The organism is Amycolatopsis sp. NPDC043889, assembly GCF_056435645.1.
Genome location: NZ_JBWKEC010000005.1, coordinates 301,092 through 327,464, shown reverse-complemented (window position 1 = coordinate 327,464; position 26,373 = coordinate 301,092). Strand labels below are relative to the sequence as shown.

Annotated in this window: 25 protein-coding genes; 13 read left to right on the top strand and 12 right to left on the bottom strand. The window is 70.9% G+C overall.

Features of this window, described 5'->3' with window-relative positions; translation table 11 throughout:
* Positions 1 to 38 precede the first annotated feature (38 nt).
* Both AC0685_RS13705 and AC0685_RS13700 read right to left on the bottom strand, forming a co-directional pair.
* Positions 39 to 419 carry a DUF6292 family protein gene (locus AC0685_RS13705; protein WP_478225861.1) on the bottom strand — a complete coding sequence of 127 codons (381 nt, stop codon included), beginning with the start codon at positions 417 to 419 and terminating at the stop codon, positions 39 to 41.
* Positions 420 to 496: 77 nt separating this feature from the next.
* The gene (locus AC0685_RS13700) at positions 497 to 937 is read right to left on the bottom strand and encodes an Hsp20/alpha crystallin family protein (protein WP_478225802.1); all 441 of its coding nucleotides are present in this window, start codon (positions 935 to 937) and stop codon (positions 497 to 499) included.
* A gap of 105 nt (positions 938 to 1,042) precedes the next feature.
* Here AC0685_RS13700 and AC0685_RS13695 point away from each other — a divergent pair, with 105 nt between their 5' ends.
* Both AC0685_RS13695 and AC0685_RS13690 read left to right on the top strand, forming a co-directional pair.
* Positions 1,043 to 1,657, top strand: coding sequence for an HSP18 transcriptional regulator (locus AC0685_RS13695; RefSeq protein WP_340683454.1), 615 nt, complete (start codon positions 1,043 to 1,045; stop codon positions 1,655 to 1,657).
* Between the two features lie 4 nt (positions 1,658 to 1,661).
* The gene (locus tag AC0685_RS13690) at positions 1,662 to 1,910 is read left to right on the top strand and encodes a hypothetical protein (protein ID WP_478225801.1); all 249 of its coding nucleotides are present in this window, start codon (positions 1,662 to 1,664) and stop codon (positions 1,908 to 1,910) included.
* A gap of 89 nt (positions 1,911 to 1,999) precedes the next feature.
* Here AC0685_RS13690 and AC0685_RS13685 read toward each other — a convergent pair whose 3' ends face one another.
* Both AC0685_RS13685 and AC0685_RS13680 read right to left on the bottom strand, forming a co-directional pair.
* Positions 2,000 to 2,125 (bottom strand): hypothetical protein, encoded by a 126-nt coding sequence (locus tag AC0685_RS13685; protein ID WP_007031507.1) that lies wholly within the window; start codon positions 2,123 to 2,125, stop codon positions 2,000 to 2,002.
* 56 nt (positions 2,126 to 2,181) lie between these two features.
* Positions 2,182 to 2,838: a nucleotidyltransferase domain-containing protein gene (locus AC0685_RS13680; protein ID WP_478225800.1), complete on the bottom strand. Its 657-nt coding sequence runs from the start codon at positions 2,836 to 2,838 to the stop codon at positions 2,182 to 2,184.
* Positions 2,839 to 2,981: 143 nt separating this feature from the next.
* Between AC0685_RS13680 and AC0685_RS13675 the strand changes: the two genes are divergently transcribed.
* Positions 2,982 to 3,458, top strand: a complete 477-nt coding sequence (locus AC0685_RS13675) for a TspO/MBR family protein (RefSeq protein ID WP_478225799.1) — start codon at positions 2,982 to 2,984, stop codon at positions 3,456 to 3,458.
* Here AC0685_RS13675 and AC0685_RS13670 read toward each other — a convergent pair.
* A complete protein-coding gene (locus AC0685_RS13670; RefSeq protein WP_478225798.1) occupies positions 3,451 to 4,767 on the bottom strand; it encodes a type VII secretion protein EccE in 1,317 nt (438 codons plus the stop codon). The genes AC0685_RS13675 and AC0685_RS13670 overlap by 8 nt on opposite strands.
* 129 nt (positions 4,768 to 4,896) lie before the next feature.
* Here AC0685_RS13670 and AC0685_RS13665 point away from each other — a divergent pair, with 129 nt between their 5' ends.
* Genes AC0685_RS13665 through AC0685_RS13650 form a run of 4 tightly spaced genes read left to right on the top strand, consistent with a single transcriptional unit; the run spans position 4,897 to position 11,271 of the window.
* Entirely contained in the window at positions 4,897 to 7,011 is a 2,115-nt protein-coding gene (locus tag AC0685_RS13665) for a fibronectin type III domain-containing protein (protein ID WP_478225797.1), read from the top strand.
* Complete coding sequence (locus AC0685_RS13660) at positions 7,008 to 7,961, top strand: AAA family ATPase (RefSeq protein WP_125673415.1); 954 nt, start codon at positions 7,008 to 7,010, stop codon at positions 7,959 to 7,961. Before AC0685_RS13665 ends, AC0685_RS13660 begins: the two co-directional genes overlap by 4 nt.
* 2 nt (positions 7,962 to 7,963) lie before the next feature.
* Entirely contained in the window at positions 7,964 to 9,091 is a 1,128-nt protein-coding gene (locus tag AC0685_RS13655; RefSeq protein WP_478225796.1) for a DUF58 domain-containing protein, read from the top strand.
* Complete coding sequence (locus AC0685_RS13650; protein WP_478225795.1) at positions 9,088 to 11,271, top strand: transglutaminase TgpA family protein; 2,184 nt, start codon at positions 9,088 to 9,090, stop codon at positions 11,269 to 11,271. Before AC0685_RS13655 ends, AC0685_RS13650 begins: the two co-directional genes overlap by 4 nt.
* A gap of 48 nt (positions 11,272 to 11,319) precedes the next feature.
* Here AC0685_RS13650 and AC0685_RS13645 read toward each other — a convergent pair whose 3' ends face one another.
* Positions 11,320 to 12,723: a serine/threonine protein kinase gene (locus tag AC0685_RS13645; RefSeq protein ID WP_478225794.1), complete on the bottom strand. Its 1,404-nt coding sequence runs from the start codon at positions 12,721 to 12,723 to the stop codon at positions 11,320 to 11,322.
* A 102-nt stretch (positions 12,724 to 12,825) separates the two neighbouring features.
* Here AC0685_RS13645 and eccD point away from each other — a divergent pair, with 102 nt between their 5' ends.
* Together eccD and eccB are read left to right on the top strand one after the other, a co-directional pair.
* Positions 12,826 to 14,208: a type VII secretion integral membrane protein EccD gene (eccD, locus tag AC0685_RS13640; RefSeq protein ID WP_478225793.1), complete on the top strand. Its 1,383-nt coding sequence runs from the start codon at positions 12,826 to 12,828 to the stop codon at positions 14,206 to 14,208.
* 4 nt (positions 14,209 to 14,212) lie between these two features.
* Entirely contained in the window at positions 14,213 to 15,646 is a 1,434-nt protein-coding gene (gene eccB / locus AC0685_RS13635; protein WP_478225792.1) for a type VII secretion protein EccB, read from the top strand.
* Positions 15,647 to 15,784: 138 nt separating this feature from the next.
* Here eccB and AC0685_RS13630 read toward each other — a convergent pair whose 3' ends face one another.
* The 5 genes from AC0685_RS13630 to eccCa form a co-directional block, all read right to left on the bottom strand.
* Positions 15,785 to 16,999 (bottom strand): hypothetical protein, encoded by a 1,215-nt coding sequence (locus tag AC0685_RS13630; RefSeq protein ID WP_478225791.1) that lies wholly within the window; start codon positions 16,997 to 16,999, stop codon positions 15,785 to 15,787.
* Between the two features lie 10 nt (positions 17,000 to 17,009).
* Positions 17,010 to 17,426, bottom strand: a complete 417-nt coding sequence (locus tag AC0685_RS13625; protein WP_478225790.1) for a hypothetical protein — start codon at positions 17,424 to 17,426, stop codon at positions 17,010 to 17,012.
* 12 nt (positions 17,427 to 17,438) lie between these two features.
* A complete protein-coding gene (locus AC0685_RS13620) occupies positions 17,439 to 18,878 on the bottom strand; it encodes a hypothetical protein (RefSeq protein WP_478225789.1) in 1,440 nt (479 codons plus the stop codon).
* A 10-nt stretch (positions 18,879 to 18,888) separates the two neighbouring features.
* Positions 18,889 to 19,266, bottom strand: coding sequence for a hypothetical protein (locus AC0685_RS13615; RefSeq protein WP_478225788.1), 378 nt, complete (start codon positions 19,264 to 19,266; stop codon positions 18,889 to 18,891).
* Between the two features lie 84 nt (positions 19,267 to 19,350).
* Entirely contained in the window at positions 19,351 to 23,325 is a 3,975-nt protein-coding gene (eccCa, locus tag AC0685_RS13610) for a type VII secretion protein EccCa (protein ID WP_478225787.1), read from the bottom strand.
* A 123-nt stretch (positions 23,326 to 23,448) separates the two neighbouring features.
* Here eccCa and AC0685_RS13605 point away from each other — a divergent pair, with 123 nt between their 5' ends.
* Positions 23,449 to 23,778: a hypothetical protein gene (locus AC0685_RS13605; protein ID WP_478225786.1), complete on the top strand. Its 330-nt coding sequence runs from the start codon at positions 23,449 to 23,451 to the stop codon at positions 23,776 to 23,778.
* 19 nt (positions 23,779 to 23,797) lie between these two features.
* The gene (locus AC0685_RS13600; protein WP_478225785.1) at positions 23,798 to 24,106 is read left to right on the top strand and encodes a hypothetical protein; all 309 of its coding nucleotides are present in this window, start codon (positions 23,798 to 23,800) and stop codon (positions 24,104 to 24,106) included.
* Positions 24,107 to 24,267: 161 nt separating this feature from the next.
* Here the strand turns inward: AC0685_RS13600 and mycP are convergent, their stop codons facing one another.
* Positions 24,268 to 25,533 carry a type VII secretion-associated serine protease mycosin gene (gene mycP / locus AC0685_RS13595; protein WP_478225860.1) on the bottom strand — a complete coding sequence of 422 codons (1,266 nt, stop codon included), beginning with the start codon at positions 25,531 to 25,533 and terminating at the stop codon, positions 24,268 to 24,270.
* A 127-nt stretch (positions 25,534 to 25,660) separates the two neighbouring features.
* Between mycP and AC0685_RS13590 the strand changes: the two genes are divergently transcribed.
* Both AC0685_RS13590 and AC0685_RS13585 read left to right on the top strand, forming a co-directional pair.
* On the top strand, positions 25,661 to 26,020 hold the full coding sequence (locus AC0685_RS13590; RefSeq protein WP_478225784.1) for a YbaB/EbfC family nucleoid-associated protein: 360 nt from the start codon (positions 25,661 to 25,663) through the stop codon (positions 26,018 to 26,020).
* Complete coding sequence (locus AC0685_RS13585; RefSeq protein ID WP_478225783.1) at positions 26,017 to 26,373, top strand: hypothetical protein; 357 nt, start codon at positions 26,017 to 26,019, stop codon at positions 26,371 to 26,373. Before AC0685_RS13590 ends, AC0685_RS13585 begins: the two co-directional genes overlap by 4 nt.

Genomic DNA, 26,373 nt, shown 5'->3' with positions numbered 1-26,373 from the left:
GGTCGAAGCCCTTCGGAGGTACCCGACGCGAGCCGCGGTCACTCGTGCGCGGCGGACAGGACGCCGAAATCCGGCGGGGTGAGCTGCCCGACGCTGTGGTCGTCCTCGCGGACGGCCCTGAGGAAGCGCGCGACCTGGGCGGGACGCGGGGTGGCGGTCTTCCCGCCCAGGTAACGGAGGACGATGAGATCCTCGCCGGAGTGGGTCTCGATCGCCACGGCCCAGCCGTGGATCTCGTCCCACAGCAGCGCGACGTCGCGCTCAGGATGGGTGGGGAGCCGCTCGTCGAGCGCGACGTACGCCGAAACCGGGCTGTCGTGGTCGACGGTGCAGGATTCGAGGCCGACGCCGAGGACCTCGGTGACTTCGGCGAGATACCCCCACACGGCGTCGCGGGTGTGCGGGTGGCGGACAGGCATGGTGAGCAACGAGGACTTCCCTTTCTTTCCCCGGCCTCGTCCGGTGCGGGACCCGGGGCCCGCACCGGACGGGACACTCAGGCCTGGATCTCCTTGCGGTCCGACGTGGAACCGGTGATTTCGATGCGCCGCGGCTTGGCCTTCTCGGCGATCGGGATGCGCAGGGTCAGCACGCCCGCTTCGTAGCCGGCCGCGATGTTGTCGGTGTCGAGCGCTTCGCCGAGGAACAGTTGGCGGGAGAAGACACCGAGCGGACGTTCGGAAACCTGCATCTGGACGTCTTTCCCGGCGAACGGGCGCCGCTCGGCCTTGACGGTCAGGACGTTGCGTTCGACGTCCAGCTCGATCGCCTCGGCGGTGACACCGGGAAGATCGAAGCAGACGACGAACTCGTCGCCTTCGCGGTACGCGTCCATCGGCATGGTGGCCGGCTTGGACCAGGTGCCCGGATTCGCGGTGCCGAACATGTGCTGGGTCAGCCTGTCCAGTTCGCGGAACGGGTCGGTGCGCATCAACATCGGGTTCCACCTCCTGGGTCGTTGTCATTGGTGTCAACACGCACTACTGTTCTAACATGTCATCGGAACGATGACAACCGTCGAGTCGTCGATTGGATGACAGGCATGGACGAAGACCCCGCCCAGACCGTGCGCACCGTGCGCGACGTGGTGGCCGAGGCCCGCTCCGGCGTTTCGGAACCGGAGAGGCTCCTGGCGGCGCTGGTCGCGTTGAAGACGGTCCGTGAGCAACTGGCGGCTTGGGAGCCGGAGCTGATCGCTGCCGCTCGCGCGGGCGGCACCAGCTGGACGGCGCTCGCCCCCGCGCTGGGGGTCGCGAGCCGTCAGGCGGCGGAGCGGCGGTTCCTGCGGTTGCGGCCGTCCGACGGCGGGGAGAGCACGGGGGAGGCGCGGGTCGACGCGGAACGAGACCGGCGGGCGGGTGATCGCGCGGTGGCCGAGTGGGCGCGGCGCAACTCGGCGATCCTGCGGCAGCTGGCCGGTCAGGCGGGCGCGCTGGACGGATTGAACGCCAAGGCCAAGGAAAGCGCCGAGAGGCTGAGCGCGGTGCTCGGCGAGGACGACGTCACCGGTCTTCTGGCGCCGCTGGCCGACCTTCGCGCCCATCTGCCCCGCGAGCACACCGGATTCGCCGAACGGCTCGGCGAGATCGGCATGCACACCGAGCAGGTCCGGCGGTCCGCCGTCGACGACAGGAGGGATCGCAACTCTTCGCGGTGAGGGTGTGAACACGGCGCCGGGCGGGTACCCGGTGCCGTTCGCCGAGCGAGCCGGAGGTTCTTCGATGCTGGTCCGACCCGATTCCCAGCCGGCCGCCGACGTCGTCGAGCTGGCGTTGAAAGTGCTGGCCGCGGAAGGCCTGCACGGGCAGGCCGCACAGGCGGCCCTCGAAGCGATGGCCCGGGAAAGGGGCCTGCCGGTCAAGCGGTGCGCCGAGCTCATCGTGGCGGCCGTCGACGGGCGAGCGAACTGAGGCCGGGCTAGTGCCCGAAACGCCGTGAAGGCCTCCTTCCCTACCCTGAAGGTAGGCAAGGAGGCCTTCACGGACACGCGGCCGCAGCCCTACTGGCAGGCTTCGCAGTCCGGGTCGTCGATGCGGCAGGCGGCACCATCGGTGAGCGGGAAGTCGAAGTCGTCGAGAGCGGGGACGGCCAGAGCGGTTTCTTCCGGCGTGGCGGTGGCGGACATGTCACTCCCTTGCTACGGAACGGGTCTTATCTCTCTGTAGCGCTGACGATCGCCGGTCATTCCGTGACGCGCGCCACAGGGTTCAGGTGGCCGTCCGGAGCAGTGTCTCCGCGTCGTCCAGCGCCTTGGCGAGGGCGTCCGGGTCCGCGCGCAAACCCGCGACGACCGTGTCGATCTCGCGCAATCCCGCGCGCTGCCATCGCGGCGGTGGCCAGCGCGCCCGCGACCTCCGTGGCCTGCCCGCGCGGGACGAAGGCGCCACGGGTGTAACGCAGGGTCAGTTCGGCGCGGCCTCGCCACATCGCCGGGGCCGTTTCCCGCAGCGCTTCCGGGTAGTCCGGCCGCGGCAGGTCGCCGCGCAGCACGCGGTTGACCGCGAGTTCGGCGACGGGCAGGTAACTCGGGACGCCCGCGAGGTGGAACATCAACGGCTCCCAGTGGAACCGGCCTTCCCGCGCTTCGGCGAGATGGTGTTCGACGGAGCCGAGGTCGCGGTAGTGGACGTCGACGTGCCTGCCGTCGATCGTGAGCCAGGCACCGCCGTCGAACACGCCGCCGCCCCACGCGCCGAGTTCGGAGACCTCGCCGTCCCAGCCGACGGCCCGGAGGTCGGCCGGATCGAAGCCGCCGCGGTAGTAGACGGCGAAATCCCAGTCGCTGCCGGGGCCGTGCGTGTCCTGCGCGCGGGACCCGCCGAGGGTGACGGCGTGCACCGAGGAAGCGCGGCCAGCGTGTCGGCCACGTGGGCAAGGAAAGTGTCGTCGTTCATCGCGCGGACGAGCTCAGGGTCGTGCCCGCGCGGACGCGATCGGGTTTTGAGCGCGCGAGAGCGTGTTCGCGGCCGTACGCTCGAAAGATGACTGCGATCCCAGGACGACTCCGCGCACCGCTGGCGTTCCTCCCGTTCCTGGCCGCGGTCGCGGTGGTCGCACTCGTCGGCGGACTCGCCGCGGCCGACGCCCGCTCTGTCTACAGTGGACTCGAACGGCCGTCGTTCGCGCCGCCCGCGTGGTTGTTCGGTCCGGTGTGGACGGTTCTGTACCTCGCCATCGCGGTGTCGGGCTGGCTGTACTGGAAAGCGGGTGGCGACCGCCGGGGGCTGACCTGGTACGCGGTACAACTGGTCCTGAACGCCGCGTGGACGCCGCTGTTCTTCGCGGCCGGCGCCTACGGCCTCGCCCTCGCCGACATCGTCCTGCTCGACGTCGCGATCGTCGTCACCGCTCTGTACTTCCGCCGGTCTTCCCGGATTTCGGCCGCGTTGCTGCTGCCGTACCTCGCCTGGACGCTGTACGCGACCGCGCTCACCGCCGCGATCGTCGTGCTCAACTGACCCCGAGCGGCAGCGTGGCGGCCACTCCCTTGGCGTGCCTGCCGTCGAGCCGGTCCAGGGTGAGCCCGCCCCGGCGGGCGGCGAGTTCCAGGTCCCGCACCGCGTGTTCCACCGCCTGGGTTCCCGCGGCGGCGATCCGGATCGAGGCACTGACGCGCGGTTCGGTCTCGGCGGCGCTCCGGCGGGCGGTCACGGCCAGTGTCACCGCGGACCCGGGAGCGGCGGCGAGCAGACGGCGCGAGAGATCCGCCGCGAGTACCGGGGAAAGCGCGTCCCAGCCGTCGAGGCGGAACGTCGCCTGGCAGATCGGGCCGCTGTGCCAGAACCGCCAGTCCTCGCGGATGCGCGCCCGGCCGGCCGTGACGTGCGCCAGCGAGGCGAGTACGCCGAGGACCTCGTTTTCGGCGAGCGCCCGCACCGGCAGTCCGCCGCGATGGAGCTGCCGCCGCACCCGCCGGACCGTGTTCCCGAGTGCCTGCCGCACATCCGCGTCGCGGTGGGCGTCGACGGTGCGCAGCGCCTGCAACGCGACCCAGCCCCGTGGTGGCCGTGAACGGTCCGCGCCGACGTGGTGGATGACCTGCGCGGCGACGTCCGACGCCTGTTCGCGGGCCGGCGGCAGCAAGGTCAGCGGCGACGGCATCGGCTGTTCGCGTACGGCCGATTTCGGTTGCAGCACAGCGGTGATCCCGTCGGCACGGCTGACCATGAACACCGTCTCGTCGCCGATCTCGCCCGCCGTCCCCGCCGCTTCCGGCGACAGCAGGCGCAGCAGCGCCCGGCCCGCCTCTCCCGCGTTCCGGAGATCCCGGTCACGGTCCCGCGTCAGATAGCCGGACGCCGAACCGAGCCAGGCGTAGAGCCAGCGGCCGCGGATCCGCACGGTGGTCAGCGCGAGGACCACGACGGCGGCGGTGACCACCGCGGCCGCCAGCGGCCATGGCCTCCCCGCCACCAGGACGAGCGCGACGAGGACGAGTTGCCAGCACACGATCTGCGCCACCCCGATCCCGCCGAACCGTCCGGACCGCCGCACCGCGACGGGCGCCGGTGGATTCGGCCGTGGCGCACCGGGCACCGTGGCGGGTACGGGTACCACCGCGAATCCTCGCGGTCGCCGCTCCGCCTGGCGAGCGGCGGTGAGCGCGGCCAGCGCGGCCTCACGGGCGGCGGCCCGCGCGGCCGGCGCGGCGTAGGCGAGCGGATCGGGAATGGCCTCGGCCCGCGGTGCGGCCGGTGCGGCTCGGGGAAGCGGCGGGGGCGGCGCGTGGTACCGCCCGCCCGTCCTGGCCGCGCCGAGATCGGTCATCGTCCTGCCTCCTCAACCGTGTCGCCTCAGGCTGCCCCGGCCAACATGAGGTTTCGATGACACGGCGCCCGCGAGCGGCGAGACAGGCTGTTTCATCGAAATTTCATGGTCGCTCTCTAGCTTGATCGCGTGAACACCGAGAAGCGGTTCAGCGCGGTGGCCAGGACGAGAATGGCCGTGGCGCTGGTGGTCGCGGGCTGCCTGGCGCTGGTCGGCCTCGCCGTGACCGGACAGGCGGCGACCCCCGAGCGGCTGGAGTTCGTCCAGGTCGGTCACTGGGTCTACAACGACGCCGCCCAGTCCGCGTTCCACGTCGACGGTTCGACGAACCGCGTCGACGCGCGCGCGGACGTGCCCGGCGCGAACGGCAGCCAGGTCGCGCAGGGGGACGGTTCCGGCTACGTGGTCGAGCGGAACCGCATCACGGAGTTCGACAAGGCGACCTTGAGCGTGGAGGAGTCCGTGCCGCCGCCCGCGCCGGAAACCCCGTTCGTGATGGAGGTCGCGGGCGGTCCGTACCTGGTCTACCGCAACGCCGGCCAGATCGTGCGTCTCGGGGACCCGGCCGCGACAGTGCCCGCAGGGGGGCCACTGTCCCGGCCGGTCGCGACGACCGAGGGAACGGTGTGGACGCACCGCGTCGACAACGGCTCGGTCTGCGAACTGCCCAAGGGCGCCGCCGTCATGACCTGCCCCGCGCAGCTCCCGCCCGGACACGGCGGCGGGCTGACGCTCGTCGGCGACCAGCCGGTCGTGCTCGACACCACCGGCGACAGCCTCCACCGCGTCGGCCCGGACGGGCTCGGCGACGGTCTTCCGCTCGGCATCAAGCTCTCGCCGTCGGCGCAGGTCGCCAACAGCGCCGTCGGCGACCGGCTGGCCATCGCCGATCCGGAGCGCAATCAGCTCCACCTCATCGACATCAGCGGCCTCGACCAGGACCGCCCGTCCGCGAAGCCGATTTCGGTCGAGCTGTCCAAGGGCAGCCGGTTCAACGGGCCGCTCTCCTCGTCGAACGTCGTCGCCATGGTCGACGAGACCCGGGGTGAGGTGCTGACCTACGACGCCACCGGCAAGCTCCGGTCGACCACGAAGGTGCCGGGCCAGGGAACGGCGCCGAGGCTGGCCAAGGGCGAGGACAACCGGATCTACGTCGACAGCTCCGACGGCTCGCACGTCCTGGTCGTCAACGGCGACGACGGCACGGTGGTCGACGTCGACGTCGACAAGGCGGCCAGCAGCCAGACCGCGGGCGCGCCGTCGGCCGGTCCGGAACCCTCCGGCGACCAGCCCCCGCCATCGCAACAACAGCAGCAGGCTCCGCCGAACACCCAGCAGGCGCCCCCGCCCGTGGCGAAGGCGACCCCGCCCGGCGCGCCGAGGAAGGTGAGCGCGTCGTCCGGGGACGGCTCGATCAAGGTCTCGTGGAGCCCGGCCGCGGACAACGGCGCGCGGATCACCGGCTACCGGGTGACCTGGACAGGAGGGTCCACGCGTGTCGGCGGATCGTCACGAGGGACGACGATTTCCGGGCTGCGCAACGGAACCCCGTATGTGCTCACCGTGGTCGCGGAGAACTCGGCGGGGATCGGCCCCGGCGCCAGCGCCAAGGCGGTCATCCCAGGACCCGCGAACCGGCCGGCCGGGGCGCCGGTCGTCACCGCGAACGCCACCGCGGCAGGCAAGGTTTCGGTGAGCTGGACCCAGCCCGACCTCCGCGGCGGCACGCTGGTGCACTACCTGGTCAGCGTGACGGGCAAGGGCCAGCGCACGGTTTCGGGCACGTCCGCGGAATTCACCGGGGTCACGGGCACCGCGACCGTCACGGTCCGCGCGGTGACGAAGTTCGGTTCGGGCTCCACGCTCACCGGCGCCACCGGCAGCCGGAAGGTCACCGTGCCGGTGCCGTCGGATCCGCCGACCATCACCATCACCGGTGTCCGGGTGGGGACCGGCCTGATCGTCGACATTACGGCCAACGGGAAGGGTGCGTCCGCGACCTGCCAGGCGAAGTACGGTGACGCCGTCTCGGCCTCGAAGGCCTGCTCCGGTGCCACCAGTCTGCCCATCAACAACGTGGTCTATTTCGGCGCCATTACGGTGACCGCCACCATCAAGACGTCCGGGGGCACAGGTTCGGACAGCTGGACCGGTTCGCCGTCGATGAACGGCGGCGCGCTGGTCTGGCTCGGCCCGATGGCACTGGTCGGCCTGCGCCGACGAAAGGAAAAGGAACTTCTGTGACGCTCACACCCAGGGTCGCCTACGAGCAGATCGCCGAGAACGTGCAATCGGTGGTGCGCGGCAAACCGGAGGTCGTCCGGCTCACCGTGGCGGCGCTGTTCGCCGAAGGGCACCTGCTGATGGAGGACGTGCCCGGCGTCGGGAAGACGACGATCGCGCGCTGTGTCGCCGCCAGCATCGGCGGCCGGTGGAGCCGGATCCAGTTCACCCCCGACCTGCTGCCCGGCGACATCACCGGCGTGATGGTCTACCACCAGAACGCCGAACGCTTCCAGTTCCACCCCGGCGGCATCTTCGCCAACGTGGTGCTGGCGGACGAGATCAACCGGGGTACACCGAAGACCCAGGCCGCGCTGCTGGAGGTGATGGCCGAACGCCGGGTCACCGTCGATTCGGTCGGCCAGGCGGTGCCGAGGCCGTTCCTCGTGGTGGCCACGCAGAACCCCATCGAACTGGAGGGCACCTACCGGCTGCCCGAGGCTCAGCTGGACCGGTTCCTCATGCGGATTTCGGTCGGCTACCCGGATCTGGAATCCGAGATGCGCGTCGTGATGGGCGACTGTGCCGGGGTCACGCCGGACGAACTCAAGCCGGTGCTGAGCATCGCCGACGTCCAGTCGGTCATCGACGAGGTCCGGAAGTCCCATCTGGCACCGGAAATCGTCAACTACGCGGTCCGGCTGGCCGCGTCGAGCCGGTCGCATCCGGACGTCCGCTACGGCGCGAGCCCGCGGGGCAGCATCGCGCTGATCCGGGCGGCGCAAGGGCTCGCCGCCACCTTCGGCCGCGACTTCGTCACCCCCGACGACGTCAAGGACGTCGCGCATCCGGTACTCGACCACCGGCTCGTGCTGACCCCCGACGCGGAACTCAACCAGCGGCGGACCGCCGACATCGTCGACGAACTCCTGGGCGCGACGGCCGCTCCCATGGCCGCGATGGGGAGGTAGGCGTGCGGCTCACCCGCCGCGGCGTCATCGTGCTGGCCTTCGCCGCCGGGTCCTACACCCTCGGTGAACTGGCCGGGTACACGTTTTTCCGTGCCTTCGCCGGGATCGCGGCGGGCGCGGTGCTGATCGCGCTGGCCACCACCAGGTTCCGGCCACAGGTCGAGATCGGCCGGACCGTCCAGCCGGACCGGATCGAGCGGGGGAAACCCGCGCTGGCCTCGCTCGTCGTGCGCAACACCGGTTCGCGGCGGCACGGCGGTTTCGCCGCGGGGGACGGGATCGGGAACGAAACGCACCGACTGCGGGTCCGCCCGCTCGCACCCGGCGCCGAAGCGACGTACCACTACGAGCTCCCGACGGCGACACGCGGGAAACTGCGCGTCGGCCCGCTCGTCGTGCATCGGCCCGACCTGTTCGACCTCGCTCGCGGAGACCGGACCGTCGGGGATTCCGCGTGGTTGTGGGTGCATCCGCGACGGCACTCGGTGCGCGCGGCGCAGGCCGGGCACCCGAGGCACCACCACGAAGGCCCGATCACCGACCCGCCACTGCGTGGTTCGGCGGATCTGCGCGCGGTGCGGGAGTACGTGATCGGGGACGAGGTCCGGCATCTGCACTGGAAGGCGACGGCCAGGACCGGACGGCTCATGGTGCGCGAGTACGCCGACCCCGCCCAGCCCCGGTTCACCACCGTGCTCGACACGCGGCCCGCGTCGATGACGCCCGCCGTTTTCGAAGAGGCCGTCGAGGTGGCGGCTTCCCTGTTCTACGCGTCGGCGTCGGCGGGGCAGCACTGCCGCCTGATCACCTCCGCCGGCGCGGACACGCCGACCGACAGCGGGGTGCGCGCGGCGAGGACGCTGCTGGACGAACTCGCGCTCGTCACGCAGGACGCGGCGGACGACGCGCCGTTGCTGCCCTCGGTCCTGGCCGCCGCCGAACGCCCCGGCGGGGTGCTCGTGGTGGTCACCGGCCCGGACGCCGATCTCGGCCACACGGCCCGCTGGCGGCCCGACACCGTGGTCCGGCTCGGTGACCTCAGGCCGTCGGCCGGCTCCGGTGGACTGATCATCGCGGTCGATGCCGCCGGTGCCGCGGCCCAATGGAACTCCTTGGTGGGGAAGGCATGAGCGCCCGGTTCGATCGGCTCGCGGTCGCCGGGCTGCTCGGCGCGACAGGCGTCGCCGGGATGCTGTTCGCGCCCGTGTTCGGTTGGGCGGAACTGCTGGTGCCGGTACTCGTGGTCGTCCTGGTCGCGTATGGCTGCGCCGAACTGACCGCGAAGTTCCCCAAGCTGACTCCCTATCGGCCCGTGCTCGTCGCGGTGCTCGGTCTGCTCGGGCTGATCGAGACGGTGCTGACGTCGACCACGCTCGCCGCCCTGCCGACCGGCGCTTCGGTGCGCGGGCTGGCGCGCGGCTTCACCGAAGGCTGGCAGCTCACGCTGCAGTCCACCTGGCCCGCGCTGCCGGTCCCCGAACAGCTGCTCTTCGTGCCGCTGTCGGTGCTGCTCGCCGTCGTGCTCGGGCTTGAACTGGTGCTGCGACTGAAGAAGCCGCTCGTGGCGCTCGTGCCCAGCCTGGCCGTCGCCGGGTTGGCGCAGGCGTATGAGGCGTTGACGGGACTCGTCGCGGTGGCGGCGGCGCTGGGGTTCGCGCTGCCCGCCGGGCTCCTGCTGTGGTCGGGGCGCCGCGTCCGGTCCGTGAGCCGGGCACCCGGCGTGCCGCGTTCCTGGCGGGTGACGGGATCGGCGGTCTGGCCCGCACTGTCCACTGTGGTCGCCCTGGTCGCCGGATCGGTCGCGTTCGCCGTGCTCGATCCGGTCGGCCGCGATCCGCTGACGCTCAAGGACACCCAGGCCGCGCCGCCGCCGCGAAGCAGGGTCGCCAACCCGCTGGACGAGATCGCCCAGCGGCTCATCCGGCCCGGCGAGGAGGTGTTCCGGTACCGCGGCGACACCCCGGTCGACCAGTGGCGCCTGATCGTTCTCAACGGTTTCGACGGCGCGAACTGGCTGTCCGATTCCCGGCTCCACCGGCTCGGCGCCGGTCTGGACGGCGCTCCCGGCGGTGCGGGCGGCAGCGCCGAACTCAAGGTGCGCGGGCTTTCGGGACCCTGGCTGCCGAGCCATCAGGATCTGACCGGGGTGGACGGTCTGACCCCGCTGGTGGACCAGTCCGCGGGCACGCTGATGCTGGAATCGCCGTCCAGTACCTCGGTGCGGGACTACCGGCTCAGCTGGTCGTCACCCGAGGTCGATCTCGGCTCCGGCGAAGTCGACGCGCACGCACCGGGCGGGCTCGGCGGACTCGGCGCGGTGCCGCCCGACGTCGAGCAGGTGGCGAAGGACGCCGTGCGCGGCCTGCGCCCGACGTTCCAGTCCGCGTTGCAGCTGGAACGGTTCCTCAGCACGAACTACCAGGTCGCGACGGGCACGGAGGAACTGCCGACCGGGCACGGCTGGCCGCAGCTTCGGCACTTCCTGCTGGAGAGCAAGCGAGGGACGAGCGAGCAGTTCGCCGCCGCGTACGTGGTCTTGGCGCGGATGAGCGGGATCCCGGCGCGGCTCGTCGTCGGATTCCGCGGTTCGGCCGAGAAAGACGGCGACACGCACGTCGTCCGGAACCGCGATGTCCTGGCGTGGCCCGAAGTCGCGGTCGCCGGGGCGGGCTGGGTCGCGCTCGACCCCACCGCCGCGGCCGTGGGATCGAGCCGGAGCCAGGCGGGCCCCGGCAAGGCGGTCGCCAAGGCGAGGGCCCAGCTGCCCGCCGAACAGCAACTGCGGCCGCCTCAGCTCCCGCCGGGCACGCAGCCGGACTCCGCCGAAGACCAGAACGCGGAAGCGGGGGTCAGCTGGTGGTGGCCCGCCCTCGTCGGCGCGATCGTCCTTTTCGGACTCCTGTGGCTCGTGGGGGTTCCGGCGGCGAAGGTGATCCGCGCACGACGGCGCCGCCGACGGACCGGCGAGGAAGGGGTGCTCGGCGCCTGGGACGAGATCCGTGACCGGCTGCGCGCGCACGGGGTGCCGTTCCGGATCGGGATGACCCCGCGCGATCTCGCCGAATCGGCCGGATCGCTTGCCGGGGAGGGGATTCGCGAGCCGGTCGCCAGGCTGGCCAAGGTGCTGGACGTGACGCTGTGGTCCGGCGTCCCGGTGGGCGACGGCGCGGTCCGGCGAGCGTGGCAGGAAGTCGGCGAGGTACGCCGGGGCCTGGCCACCAGACCGTTCGCGGCTCGGGTGCTGGCGGCACTCGAGCCGCGAACCCTGGTGCCGGTCAAGGGACGGGCCGGGGGATCCAAGGCCTCGTGAGTGGTAAGGACGGTTAGAACCGTCCTTACCACTCACGAGACGAAACGCTCACGGGTTGCAGCGGGCGCCGCGGATCGAGACCGGCTCGGTGGTGTAGATGTGGCGGCCGTCGGTCGCCCTGAGCTGGAAGCAGTACCGGCGCGCCGGGTCGACCGGGACGTCGAGACTGCGCTGGCGGTGGGCGACGAGCTGTTTCGTCTCGAGCCGCTCGCCCGCCATGATCACGACGAAGTCCAGTTCGCCTTCCGCGGTCCAGGTCAGCTGCACGTGATCGCTCTGGTCCCGCGGCGGGGCGAGAGCCAGTTTGACGTCCGGCGCCGGAGCGGAAGCCGGTGCGGGCGGCGGGATCGCGGCCGCGACCGGGACGGCCTGCCCGCCGATCTCCGCCGGGACGAGGACCAGCGGCACCACGGCCAGCCCGGCGGCGAGCACTCCGGCGCCCGCCAGCGCGACGGGCTTCCAGGGAAGCCGTCGCTCGGTCTTGAGCGGACCGCTGAACTCGCGGATCAGGGTCCGGCCGCCCGAGGGCGGCGTTCGCACCACCTGGACCGGCGACGGGGCGGCGGGCTGCCGGATCACGGCGAAGTCGTCGAATTCGACGTCGGCGTCTTCTTCTTCGGCCGATACGTCGACAGGTTCCCCGGTGACGACTTCGCCGCCGGGCTGCCGCAGCTTCGTGAACAACCGCGCCAGCGACGCGACGTCCTGCGGCCGGTCGGCCGGTTCCTTGGCCAGCAACCGAAAGATCGTGGCGGAAAGCTCACTCGGGACGCCCGGGTCCTGGATCGGCGCGACCGGTTCCCGTAGCACCTGGAGGATCCGTTCACCGGGCTGTTGCCCGGTGTGCCGGGGAAAGGGCGGTGTGCCGGTCAACGCGGCGTAGAGCACCGCGCCGAGTCCATAAAGGTCGGACGCGGGGGAAAGCGTGTCGTCGCGCAGGGTTTCCGGCGCGGTGTACTCGACCGCGTACATCGGGTCGCGCGGGAATCGCCGACGCAGGGCCACCCCGAAATCGGCGAGCACGAATTCGCCGGAGGCGCGGTACAGCACGTTGTGCGGGCTCACCCCGCCGTGCACGACGTCCGCGCCGTGCGCCGCGGCGAGTGCCGACGCGATCGCGGCGCCGAGCGCGAGCACGTCGGGAACACCCAGCCTGGCACCGGAATCCAGCAGACCGGCGAGTGAACCAGGGCACAGTTCGCGGCGGATCCCGGATCGGCCGCCCGCGTCGGTCAGGACGTCGTCGATCTGCAGCACCGAGCGCGTCGAGCGCACGGCGGCCAGCGCCTTCCGTTCGCGTTCCAGCCACGCGGAGGTCTCGCGGTCGAAGGCGCCGGGGAACATCTTGATCGCGAAGTCGTTGCCCGTGGCGGGATCCCGGCCCGCGTAGACGGTGGCGATGGGGCCCTGGGCGAGCAGCCTCGGTCCGCCGACTCCTGTCTCGATGCTCATGACCCCATTGTCGCGCAAGAAGACCCGATTCGGAGTACTTTCCCGGCGGCAGGTTCCTGCCGCGGCGGCCCGGCGCGCGGGCCGCTGGCCGACCCTTTTCCCATGCAGACTGCCGGCCTGGTCAGGGTCACCATCACCACTCCGCACCGGCGCATCGACATGGCGCTGCCGGAACACGCGTCCGTCGCCGAAATCCTCCCCGGCCTGCTCGCGCGGGCGGGCGAGGGAATGGCCGACGACGGGGTCGCCGGCGGCGGCTGGCAGTTGCGCCGCGCCGACGGGACACCCTTCGATCTGGACCGGACGCTGGGCGCGCACCGGGTCCGGGACGGGGAGATCCTCCATCTGACGCCGCGCCGCGCGGAATGGCCGGAGCCCGAGTACGACGACCTGGTGGACGCGATCGCCACCGGCTCCGGCCGCACCGGCAAGGCCTGGGGGCCGCGGCACACGCGGCAGGCGGGCCTGGCCGCCGGCGGGGTGGCGATGTCCTTCGGTCTGCTCGCCGTACTGCGCGCCGGCCCGCCGTGGACGTCACCGGCGTCCTGGGCGCTGGCGGTCTCCGCGCTGCTGCTGGCCGCGGGTGTCCTGCTCGCGCGGGCGCTGCGCGACGCCGGTGCCGGGGCGGTGCTCGCCGCCGTCGCGCTTCCGTTCGCCTTCGCCGGCGGCGGTCTCCTGCTGGCGGGCGATGACCCGATCGGCGCGCTGTCCGCCGGTCATCTGCTGCTGGCGAGCGCGGCGCTGCTGCTCGCGGCCGTCGTCGGCCATCTGGGGGTGGTCGCCGCGCCCGAACTGTTCGCGGGGGCCGCCACCGTCGGTCTGCTCGGGGTGCTCGGCGGCTGGCTGGCCACCTTCGACGACCTGGCGGGGTACCGGTCGGCGGCCGTGCTCGGCGGCGGGGTCCTCGTGCTCTCGACCACGTTCGCGCCGCTGGCGCTGCGGCTCGGCCGGGTGCCGATGCCGGTGCTGCCGCGGTCGACCGCGGACCTGGTCCGCGACGATCCCCAGCCACCGCTCGATCTCGTGCACGCCGCCGTCGCCAGAGCGGACGCGCTGCTCACCGGAATGCTGGGCGGCGCGGCGATCGTCGTCATGTACTGCCAGCTGCAGCTGATCCGCAGCGACAGCGAGGCCGCCGTCGTGCTCGTCGCCCTGCTCGCGGCGGGTTTCCTGGTGCGGGCGCGGTTGTACCCGATCCTGCGGCAGCGGCTGCTGGTGCTGGTGACCGGGATCTTCGGCGCCGGGTGCCTGCTGGCCGGCCCGCTCATGGCGGACCGTTCGCTGCTGCTCGTCCTGGCCGGGCCGCTGTCCTTGGCGGTGGCGGCGGGCGTGATCGCCTCCGGCGTCGTGCTGAGCACCCGCGCCGCCAACCCGTATCTCGGCCGGATCGCCGAATACTTCGAGATCCTGGTGACGATCGCCGTCGTCCCGGTGGCGTGTTCGGTGCTCGGCCTGTACGGCTACGTGCGCGGACTGGGGGGCTGAAACGATGGCGTCCAAACGGGATCAACTGCAGGCGTACCAATTCCTGGTACAGCGCGCGATCTCCGCGCTCGTGACGAGGGAGACCGACCCGGAACAGCCACCGTTCCGGCGGCCGTCCGGTGCCGCGTTCGCCAGTGTCGCACTGGCGATCGTGGCGCTGGCGTGCGTCGGGGTCTACGGGATGATCGTGCCGGGCGGGAACAACGCCTGGCGCAAGAACGCCGCCGTCATCGTGGAGAAGGAGAGCGGGACGCGGTACGTCTACCTGGACGAACGGCTGCACCCCGTCGCGAACTACGCGTCCGCGCTGTTGCTGCTCGGCGAACACGGCACCACGGAACGGGTTTCGCGCGATTCGCTCGCCGGAGTCCCGCGAGGGCCCCGGATCGGCATCGCCGACGCGCCGGACGGCTTGCCCGGCCCGGAAAAGCTGCTCACCGGATCATGGTCGCTGTGCTCGGCGCCCGCGAGCGACCTTGCGGGCAGCCGGATCGAGGAATCGGTACTGCTGGCGGGCGCGTCGCCGTCGGGCGGCGCGGAACTGGGAGACCAGGCGCTGCTGGTGGAATCGACGTCGACCGGCGACCGCTTCGTCGTGTGGCGCGGGCATCGGCACCGGATCAACGACTACGGCGCCGTCGGCACGGGGCTCGCGCTCACCGCCGAACCGTGGGCGCGGGTGGGCCGGGCGTGGCTCGACGTGCTCCCGGAAGGCACGCCGATCGGCCCGCTCCCGGTCGCGGCGGCGGGCGAGGTGTCCACCGCGGTACCCGGCCGGACCGACATCCGGAACGGGATGCTGCTGATGGTGCGGACCTCCGGCGGCGGACAGCAGCACTACCTCGCCGAGCGGGACGCTTTGCGCCCCATCACCGAACTGCAGTACGACGTCCAGCGCGCGAGCGCCCAGATGCTCGCCGCCTATCCCGGTACCGAACCGAAGACCGTGCCGCTGCCACCTTCGCTGGCGACCATGTCCCGTCAGCTGGACCCGGTCCGGGCCGACGCCGGCGCGGCACCCGCGACCCGTCCGGCCATCGCGCGCGTGCGCGACCAGGACGCCACCGTGTGCGCCACCTTCGGCGACGGCTCCGCGGCGCCCGCGCTGACCGTCGACCCCGCACTGCCCGCCGCGGACCCGATGTCCACCACCGCCCGCCGGACCGCCGCCGGGACCCCGCTCGCGGACCGCGTCCACGTTCCGCCGGGCAGCGCGATCGTCGTCGAGGCGATGCCCTCCGCACAGGCCCCGGCCGGGACGCTGACCGTCGTGACCGACATGGGGCGCCGCTATCCGCTGGCTTCACCCGACGTGCTGAAGATGCTCGGCTACCCATCGGCGCGACCGGTGCGCCTTCCCGCCGGTCTGGTCGCGCGCCTGCCCGAGGGCCCGAGCCTCGACCCGGCCGCCGCGCGGCGCCAAACCCTGGGCGGCTGACCCGCCGCTGACCGTGACTCGCGTGCTTGAAGGCACAACACGCGAGTTACGCCCCCAATCACGCGAGATACGGGAACGACGTGAAGGCCCCCTTCACTGCGTCTAGCGCAGTGAAGGGGGCCTTCACGTACAAGCGGCTCAGCGGGAGTTCGGCCGCCACAGGTCTTCGTCGAGCATCTGCACCGAACCCGACTCGGACTCACCTGGCCGCCGTCCGCGCGTCAGCGTGAACCCGGCGTCCGGATTGCCGTTGGCGGCCCGGCCGCGCAGCTTCGCCGGAACACCGTCGCTTCCCCCGGACGACGTCCTGCGTGACGCGCCGTTCCGCCCGGTCGGCTGGTCGCTCGAGCCGGGCCGCAGCGTGCCCGCGGTGGCCTGGCCCCCGCCGCCGTGGGGCGACATCATCGGTGGAACCCCCGTCCCCGCGGACTTGGTCCCGGAAGGGCTCGCGGCGCCCGGCTGGACCTCGGACGCCAGGCTGGGGGCCCGCTTTCCGACGACCGGTTTGGCCGCGCCGCCGAGCCCGCCGAGCCCGCCGGCCGCACCGATCCCGCCGAGCAGCCCCGACGGAATCGGCGGGACGCCGGAACCGCCGGGGAGACCGCCGAGCGACGGGAGCGAGCCCGCCGTGGGCGGCAGGGGAGCGAGCCCTGCCAAGGAGATCCCGGACGAGCCGTTCTGCGAACCCAGCCCGCTCAGGCCCTCGGATGCCGGAAGCCCGGATCCTGCCCCGCCGCCGAACGATCCCGCTGTCTCCGCGAGGCTCTGCAGTTCGGTGAGCGCGTTCATCCCGGCCTCGGCGGCGGCGAGGAAGTCCGTCGGTGAGTTTCCCTCCGCCGAGACGGCTTGCTGCTCGGGCAACAGGTCTGCCGGGGACTCGATCCCCGCGGCCGCGCAGACACTGAGCATCGAGAGGTCGAAATGCCCCCCGAGTTCGGTCATCTTCATGCCCGATGCCTGCTGAAGTGCGAAAGCCGCGGGCGCGGCGAGCGGGTTGAGCGCGATGAGCCGGTACTCCGCGTAGAGAGCCGCCACCGCCGCCGCGGTCGCCGTGACGTCGGAAGCGAGCGTCGTCAGCGTTTCGGCGGGTTTGGCCAGATCGATCCGGTCGCCCCAGAACTTGAGTTCGGCCAGCGTTCGCTGGGCCTGCTCTTCGTGCAGCCGCCCGGCGTCGTCCGTCCATTCCGGAGAGAGCTCGCCGACCCGGGTGCTGATCTCCGCCGCGGTGGTGTCGATCCAGCCGCGCACTTCGGTCCACATGTTCGCGGCATCGAGCAGGGCCTGGGCCTTGCCGGCTTCGGCACGGGCCATCGCGTCGTGCATTTCGATGGGGAGCAGCTGGTAGGGAATCATCGGTGGCTCCTCACACACTCGCCTGCGAGCCGTCGGCCGCAGATGCCTCGGTGGATTCGTTCTGGGACTTCGGGGCCTGGCTGATCGAGCTCGATGCCTGCTTCAGCAGGCTCAAGCCCTTCTCCGCGACTTTGAAGGACGACGTGGCCAGGGACAGCGCGCTCGCCGCGTCCGCGGCCGTGTAGCCGGCGGCGATGGTCTTCACCTTCGTCGAATCCGTGACGAGTTCTTCGGTGATCTTCGTCAGGAAGGCCGTCATCTCGGCGGTCGCGGCCTTGTCCAGCAAGGACATCGCGATGCCCTCGAACAACCCGGACGCGTTCAGGCCGTGTCCCAGCCTGCTCAACGAACCCGGCAGGTCCGGCGCCTTGAGCTGCCCCGAGTAGGCGGCCATCGCTTCGGGGTCACCATCGACGAAATCGGGCATGAGCCCCCTCCTTTACTGTCCGGTGCGGTACTTCGGTTCGTCGTACCCGGTCGGGCCGACCTGCCACAGTTCCTCGTCGAGCAACTGGACGGTGTTCTCGCCGTCCCATCGCCGTTCGGCGGCGGGCGGCGGGGTGGTGGCGCCGGCTCGTCCGGTCCGGCCCCGCAGCGATACACCCGGTGTGCTGTCGGGCTTCCGCGACCGGACGGCGTTGACCTGCTCGGCGGCTCCGGGCCGGATCCCGCTCGACGAACCGCCCCCGCCGGCATGCGGCGAGTGCATTGCGGGCATCATCCCCGGGCCTGCCATCCCTCCTGCCGCAGCGCGCGACGCGCCCGTCGCCCCCGCCGTCGTTCCGGTCCCGGGAAGCGGTGCTCCCGGCATCGAAGCGCCGAGGCCTGCCGTGCCGGATACGGGCACTGGGCCCGCCGTCGACGGCGCGCCACCTCCTCCGCCGCCGATGCCAGCCGCGCCGGCGTCGAGGCCTGCCAGGCTGGGCAAACCGGACGTGCCGAGGGGGTCGATTCCGGGCAGCGGGCTCCAAGGCGTCAATTCGCCGGGTTCGAGGGGGGTCAGGTCGCCGGTCGGATCCGTGCTGCCACCACCGAATTGCCCCAGCAGCCCGCTTGCCGCGTCCAACGCCTGGGAGCCACTGTCCAGTAGTGAGGAAGCGGCGGCCATGATCTCTTGTGGGGAATCCGGATCTCCGGTGTCTTCCGGGGAATCCGGGGTGGTCGGTTCGGTCGGCGCGGCCGGTTCGACCGGCGTCCCGTCCGTCCCGGCGCCATTCGTTCCGTCGCCCGCCCCGCCGGTGCCCCAGTCGGTCGTGGACGCGGTGGGTGCCGGATTCTGCGGTGCCGCACGGGGCCCGCTCCACGGTGCGCCGAGTGCGTTCCTCATCACGTACTGCGCGCTGAAGTAGTTGATTCCGAGCGAGGTGAGATGATCGATGATCTTCCGCTGGTAGTCCGGCTCGTGCTTTGCTTTCGCGTCGGCGTCGGCGCCGTATTTGAGGTGGAAGTCATCGCGCAGGAGTTTCACGTTGTTGTACGTGGTCTGGATGTCACCGGCCAGCTTTCGCAGCGCGTCGGCCACGCCGGACCTGGTTATGCCCGCCGTGGAGCCGACGGAGATCCCCACCTGTCCGAGGTTGGTGTTGTCGTTGTACATCGGGATCGGATAGCCGGGGACCTCGGCCGTGGCCTGGGTCCACGAGCGCAACGACTCGAGGTCCTTTTCCGCCTGTGCGGCGAAAAGCTCACCCGCGGTATCCGTCCACCCGCCTTCGCTTCTGAGGCTTTGCAGTTCGCCGCGGAAACGAGCGAGCTTGTCGTCGATCCATTCCCGTGCCGCGTCCCACATCTTCGCCGCGTCGTCGAGTCTGTTGACATGCGGGAGTTCCGCCTCGATCCGCTTCAGCAACTGGTCGACCGAGAGCCCTTCGTACGCCATCGGAATCCTCCTACTTCGGCTGGTCCGCTGGGACCGGGAACTCCGGCGCGACGGTCGGCAGTCCGGTGTCCTGCCGGTCGCGCAGACCCTGGAGAATGGTCTTTTTGGCATTTTCGGCGGCCGCGAGGTACTTCACGCCTTCGTCACGGACGAACAGGGCGTAGGCACTGAACCCGTAAATGACGTCCGTGATGAACTTCTGTAGCTGTTTGGTGACTTCGGCGTCCATGCCGGCCAGGTCGCCACACTGAACCAGACCGTTGGCGCACGCCGGATCCACGCCACGACGGAGTGCTCCGCCGGGAACCTCGGCGACGAGCGCCGAAACCCGTTGGGAGAACACCTCCATGGCACTGGTGTCTCCGTCGATCTCATCGCCAAGCCCCATTTTCCACCCCTGAATTCGAGTCTTCGCCGAAAGGCAATCACTTCGCCCGCCCCGGCGGGCCGCCGCGACAGGAACCGGCCAGAGCTACTCCTCCGGCGGCAGCCAGGCCAGCTGGACCAGGCCCTTGCTCCCGCGCCGGTCGATCAGCCAGCCCCGGCCCGGCGGCAGCACCTGCGCCCGCATCCCGCCGAGCAACGGGCCTTCGTCCCGGTCACCCGACATCATCAGACCGGGGGCGCCGACTTCCCTGACCCGGCCGAACAACGGTTCGAAGATCCCACGCCCGGCGCCGCCGGTCCTGCGGGCGAGCACGAGGTGAAGACCGACGTCCGCCCCGTGCGCGACCAGGTTCAGCAGCGGTAGCAACGGATGTTCCTTGTGAGTGGCCACCATGTCGTAGTCGTCGACCAGGACGAAGATCTCCGGGCCCTGCCACCAGTTGCGCGCCCGCAATTCTTCCGGAGTGATATCCGGGCCGGGCAGCCGTTTTTCGCAGATCCCGGCCAATTCGGTCAGCAGGCCACGGCTGTGCGTGTCGCTGGTGCCATAGGCGAGCAGGTGGTCGTCCCCGACCTCGCCGAGCAGGCCGCGGCGGTGGTCGATGAGCACGATCTTGGCCTGCTCGGGGGTATAGGCCCGGGTGATCCGGCGTGCCAGCAGCCGCAGGAACGAGGTCTTGCCCGATTCGGTGTCGGCGAGGAGGAGGAAATGCGGGTCGGCGGTGAAGTCGAGCCGGAAGGGGGAGAGATCCTTTTCGTGGATCCCGACGGCGAGGCCCGCCTCGGGACCGCTGATCTCGTCGGATTCGGGAAGTTCCTCGTAGCGCAGGACGCCGGGCAGGAGGCGGACCGACGGCGCGGGTTCACCCGGCCATCCCGTGCGGACGGTTTCGACCAGCGCGGCGAGCCCATCGGCGAGATCGCCCGCCTCGGCCTTCCCGTCGACACGAGGCAGGGCGATCAGCATCTGGTGCCCCTGCATGGCGAGCCCCCGGCCCGGTGCTCCGGACGGGACGCTCATCGCGGCGCGTCGGTCGATGGCCGAGTCGATCGGGTCACCGATCTTGAGTTCGAGCCTGCTGGCGAACAGATCCCGCACGTTCATCCGCAGATCGAAGGAACGTGTGCACGAAGCCACCACGTGCACACCGAACGACAGGCCGCGCGCGATGATGTCGTTGACGGTCTCTTCCAGTTCGGGGAAGTCGTTCCGCAGCGTCAGCCAGCCGTCGACCACCAGGAACACGTCGCCGTGCGGGTCTTCGGGGAATCCGCCGCCCGCCCGGAGCCGCCGGTAGGTGGCGATCCCGTCGATCCGGTGCTCGGCGAACATCCGTTCCCGCTGGGCGAGCAGGGCGGCCACCTCGGCGACCGTGCGGCGGACCGCGCCGGTGTCGAGCCGCCCGGACATGCCGGAGACGTGGGGCAGGCCGCTGATCGAGGCGAGCGTGCCGCCGCCGAAGTCCAGGCAGTAGAACTGCACTTCACGCGGGGTGTGGGTGAGAGCGAGGCTCGTGATCAGCGTGCGCACGGCGGTGCTCTTGCCGGTCTGCGGCGCGCCGAGCACCATCAGATGGCCCGCGGCGCCGGACAGATCGAGTGTCAGCAGGTCGCGGCGCTGCTCGAACGGCCGGTCGACGATCCCGAGCACCGGCCGCAATGCCCCGGCGAGTTCGGGTGGGCCGGCGGTCGCGCCACGTCCCGGGTGGACGGTCAGGCCGGGCAGGAGCGCGTCGAGAGTGGGCGATTCGTCCAGCGGCGGCAGCCATACCTGGTGCGCCGGGGTGCCTTGACCCTCCAGCCGGTCGACGAGGATGTCGAGGAGCGTCTCGCCGACGGCTGTGTCCTGGTCTTCGGCCGGGACGGTTTCCGCCACCTCGTCGGAACCGACCTCCGGAGCGACATAGGCCGTCGTGTATTCGTGCAGTTGCAGCTGTTCCCGTCCGGTCGACGGCACCGGGATCCCGTTGTCGCGCTGGTAGACCCCGGAGACGTAGGCGGCGCGGAACCGGTCCATCGGCTCGGTGCCGACCTTGAGGAAACCGTGCCCGGGAGCGCGGGGCAGGTGGAACGCGTCGGCCACCCCGAGGACCGCACGGCTGTCCATTTCGGAGAAGGTCCGCAATCCGACGCGATAGGACAGATGGGCTTCGAGCCCGCGAAGCCTGCCTTCGTCGAGCCGCTGTGAGGCAAGGAGCAGGTGGACCCCCAGCGAGCGGCCGACTCGGCCGATCTGGACGAACATGTCGATGAAGTCGGGTTTGGCGGACAGCAGTTCCGAGAACTCGTCGCAGATCACCAGGAGCGTAGGTACTTCGGGCAGCGGGGCGCCCGCCGCCCGTGCCTTCTCGTAGTCCCGCAGCGAAGAGAAATTTCCCGCCGCACGCAACAGTTCCTGGCGGCGGATGAGCTCGCCGTTGATCGCGTCGGTCATCCGGTCGACCAGATGCAGCTCGTCGGCGAGATTCGTGATCACGGCGCTGGTGTGCGGAAGCGCGTCCAGGCGGGCGAAAGTGGCACCGCCCTTGAAGTCGACGAGGGCGAAGTTCAACGAGTTCGGCGGATGGGTGACGGCCAGCGCCAAAACGAGGGTGCGGAGGAGTTCGGACTTGCCGGAACCGGTCGCGCCGATCAGGAGGCCATGCGGGCCCATTCCCTCCTGGGCCGACTCCTTCAGGTCGATCTCGATCGGGGTGCCGTCTTCCTGGATCCCGAGCTGCCCCCGCAGCCGGTCCCGGTTCGGCCGGGGCAGCCAGGTGTCGGCAGGGTCGAATTCGTAGGGATCCCCGAGCTGCAACAGTTCGGCGAGTCCCAGTTCCGAGGTCAGCGTGGCCTCACCGCGCAGACCCGCCGTCAGCCGGAGCGGGGCCAGTTGCCTGGCCAGCCCCTCCGTCGCCGCAGGGCCGAGCGTGTCGGCCTGCCCGAGCGGGGCTTCCCCGTCGATGGTTTCGCTGACCAGTCCACCCTCGGCGTCCACCGCGAGCACCACGGAGGTCCGGTCCAGCGCGCGCGGGGGCATCGTGGTGAGGTCGACCACCGTCACCCCTTCGACACCACCACCGGTCATCAGGTGGTCGGAGCCCGCGATCGAGCCGCCGTCGAGGACGACCACCACATGCGGGCCGGGAACCCGGACGTCCACCTCTGGGTCGAAGCGCGGACGTTTGACCAATTCCTCTTCCAACATCGACTCGAGCGCCTGGATGCCCGGCGCGACGAGGCGCAGCGGGCCGAGCGCGTCGGTGCGTTCCGGATGCAGCCCATGTGGCAGCCACTTGACCCAGTCCCAATCGACGACCCGATCCTGCCCGGCACAGACCGCGATGCGGAGGTCGTCCGGGGAATGCAGGGTGACCAGCTGCGCCAGCATCGCGCGCAGGACGCCGAGTGACGTGGTGCGGTCGCCGCGGAGGAAGATCCGGCTGAAACCGTTGACCGCGATCGCGATCGGCAGCCTGTGCACCGTGGTGTACGTCGTGATGAACCGGCGTAAGGCCAGCGCCGACAACGGTTCCAGGTCTTCGAGCGGTTTGGTGTCCGGCGCGATCAGGCCGAGTGAAGGCGTCTGCGGGCCCCGGCCGATCCGGGCGATGCCGAAGTCCTGGTCGTTCTTCCTCCGCTCCCATAGGCGGTAGCTCGAAGCCAGCGACCACAACGTGGTGGGATCCGGATGCAGGTACTCCATCGCCTCGCGCTGCCTTCGCACCGACCGGCGCAGCCGCAGCCGGTGCTGGGACAGGTGGCGCAGGTACTTCCGCCGGGCGTAGGCCATCTCTCGTTTGCTCGGCCCACCACCCTGGAGGAAGCCGGTGACGACCATCCCGAGCATGCCGACGCCCATCAGGCCGTAGATGACGAACCGGATCTGCCCGGTCATGCTGCCGGAGTACATCAACAGCATCGCCGCCATCATCGCCACCATCGGCAGCACCATGAAGATCTGCGTCCACTGCCGCGCGGGCGGCGGCGGGATCTCCGGCGGCGGCTGCAGGATCAGCTCGCCGGCAGGCATTTCCGGAGCCGGCCGACGGCTCGGCCGTTTCACCATGATTGTCGCCACGGTCCCGATCGTCTGGGAAAACGAGCGGCACCAGACGGCGTTGGCAGGAACTTGCCGCGGGCCGGGATACGGCGGCCGGGCGGCCTAGATTCCGGAGGACAGGTACGGAAAGGAGAACCGAGCATGTCGTATTGGGATCTGATCGACGACGACGTCACCGCGTTGCGTGCGCAAGCGGTGCGTCACCAAGACTTCGGCCAGGGCATGGCGGATGGTTCGACGCAGGTCGCGAAAGCGGTCGAGAACGGAGCTTCCGCGTGCAGCGGTGTTTTCGTTCCCGCCATGTGTGACGTGGACACGTCGCGGCACGGGACGACCACCTTCAATGTCGGGGTGGCGACCGATACTTCGGACGCCATGACGAAGGGCGGCGACGTCATCCTCGACTACGACTCGAGCGCGGCCGGGACGGTACAGAAATCAGTGGACTACAACCTCGCCAACAGGTTGTGACTCGGAAGGGAGACAGGCAATGGGGATGAGTTCCGAGCGGGTCACCGCACACCGGGAAACCGGCGACATGATGGTGACGGCCATCAACTCCGACGCGAACACCCAGATCGACAATGTCGCTCTGCAACGACAGGAAGTCGGCTTCCTGTACGACTCGGACGTCAAGTCCGGGTTCGGTCACGACCTGAACGAGCTGGTGCAGAGCAACATGGCGAAGGCCAACGAGACCTTCCAGACCCAGCTCGGACAGGCCCAAGGCGTGCGCGGTGCGTTCGAGACCGTGCTGGACGCGCCCCGCGCGGCCGCCCAGCTGCTCAGGGGGCTCTGAGCGCGCTGACCACTGAGGACGAGAGGCCCCGGCGAGCTTGGCTCGGCGGGGCCTCTCGTCTCGTGAGCGGTAAGTGTCCTTGCTACCCACCTGTACCGAACGGCCGGTTCGTTCGACTGGATGGACGACACGCGTGCCGCCATCCAGTCAAACGAAATAGCTCACCGCTTGGTGAGCAGGAACATCTGTTCCGGTGGCTCGACAGTGGCAGGCTCGGCGGGCAGCGGAGCGACCCGGCCGGGACGCCACCGCCGTCGACGCCCGCGAATCACGACGGCCACGCCGACAGCGGACGCTACGATCGCGGCGATGGCGGCGGCGGTCAGCCATTTCGCGGCCGACCCGGTCTCCCTCAGCCGTTCGGCCCGGTCAAGGGCCGCCTGGTCGACCGGCCCCGGAGCAAAGGCAGGCAGAGCCGCGGGTTTCTCCGGGGCGAGTCCGTCGGTCACCGCGCGGTAGGGGTCGGCCAGCCCCGCGCCGTACGCGGTGCTCGCCCGGCCGCCTCGTGCAGGGTTCGCGGTCGCCTTCAGCCGCTGGATCACTTGCGCGGCGGACAAATCCGGCCACGCGGACCGCACCAGCGCTGCTGTCGCGGAGACGAACGGCGCGGCGAAACTGGTTCCGTCGACGTAGGCATGGCCCGCCACGCGGGTTGTCGCGAGCACCTTCGCGCCCGGCGCCATGATCCCGACGTAGGGGCCGATCTGCGAAGCGTTCATCCGGGCACCGTCGATGTCCACGGCGCCCACCCCGAGCACGCCGGGATAGCCGGCAGGGTAGGACGGCAGTCCGGAGTTCGTGTCCCGTTGTGAGTTGCCCGCGGCGGCGACGACCACCGCGTCTTTCCAGACGGCGTACGCGACCGCGTCACGGATGACGGGGAAGTCGCTCAGCCCGGCCAGGGAAAGGTTGATCACCTTCGCGTTCTGGTCCGCCGCGTACCGGATCCCGTTCGCCACCACCTGCGGGTCGACCCGCAGTGAGTCGCCTTGGTCGCTCAGGTCGCGGTCGGTGATCCGGACCGGGAGGATCTCCGCGTCCGGGGCGATGCCGTGGAAACCGATGCCCGGCACCGGATCGGCGGCGATGACACCTGCCACCCCGGTGCCGTGCGAGACACAGTCGAACGAACTCGGCAGTCCGCCCGGCAGGTAGAAATCCCTGCCCTGGCGTACCTTCCCCGGCCTGCTGAGCTGAGGGTGGTCGGCGTCGACCCCGGAGTCCACCACCGCCACCAGTACCCCGGCGCCGCGACTGCGCGGCCAAACCCGTTCCGGGGAGAGCAAGTGCTGTGCCCAGGGTTCCGCCTGAACCTCCGCGTGCGCCGGCTCCGGATCACGGCAGGCGCCCGCGGGCGGTGCCGCATACGCCGGTGCCGCGACCGTGCCGCAGTGAAGCGCGACCAGGGCCGTCGCGGCGGCGAGCATCCGATGTCTTTTCACCCTGGCAATAGTCGGACGAGGACCGGGAGGTCGGCGTCCGCTGGCCGCAACCTGCCACCCGCCCACGACAGTCGCGTGACGGCCACAGACTGAGCCGGAGACAGGAGGCATCGTGGAGAGGTACGACGACTACCGGCGAATGGCCGGGGAACTCCGTGCGGCCCAGGAGCGGATCGCGGAACTGCGGGCCACCGCCGAATCCGATGACGGGCTGATCAGTGCGACGGCCGGTGGCTACGGCGAACTGGTCGAGCTGCGCTTGGATCCGCGTATCTACCGCGTTCCCGATTCCGCGGAGCTGGCCCGGGCCATCAAGGACACGATCCACCGCGCCGCCGAACGCGCCCAGGAGCGGTGCGCCGCGGTCGTCGCCGGACACCTGCCGGACAACCCCGAGGCCGGACCGGCCGATCTGCGGTTCGGGCCCGCTTTGCACGTCCTCGACCGGGAGATCGCGGGGGAGCGCCGATGACCTGGCTCAGCCTGAACGGTGGCGACGACGTCGCCGACATGGACCCGGACGCGACCGGTTCCTTCATGGGAAATCTGCGCGGCGCGTCCGCCGATCTCCGCGATGGCTGGACGCGCGACAACAACCGGATGGTCGCCGCCAACCAGCTCGGCCGCGGCCCGCTGGGCGAGGCGTTCACCAGCCTGCTCAAGGGCAAAGACGGGGAATTCGCACCGGACAAGGCAAGGGCGGCCGCGGCGTCGGTCCCCGGTTTCTACGTCAAGGTCGCGGAACTCGGTGAACTGCTGGTGCCGGTCTATGTGGCCCATGACGCCGAGGCCGCCAGTGCCATCTGGTCGTCGGTCCGCGGCTGA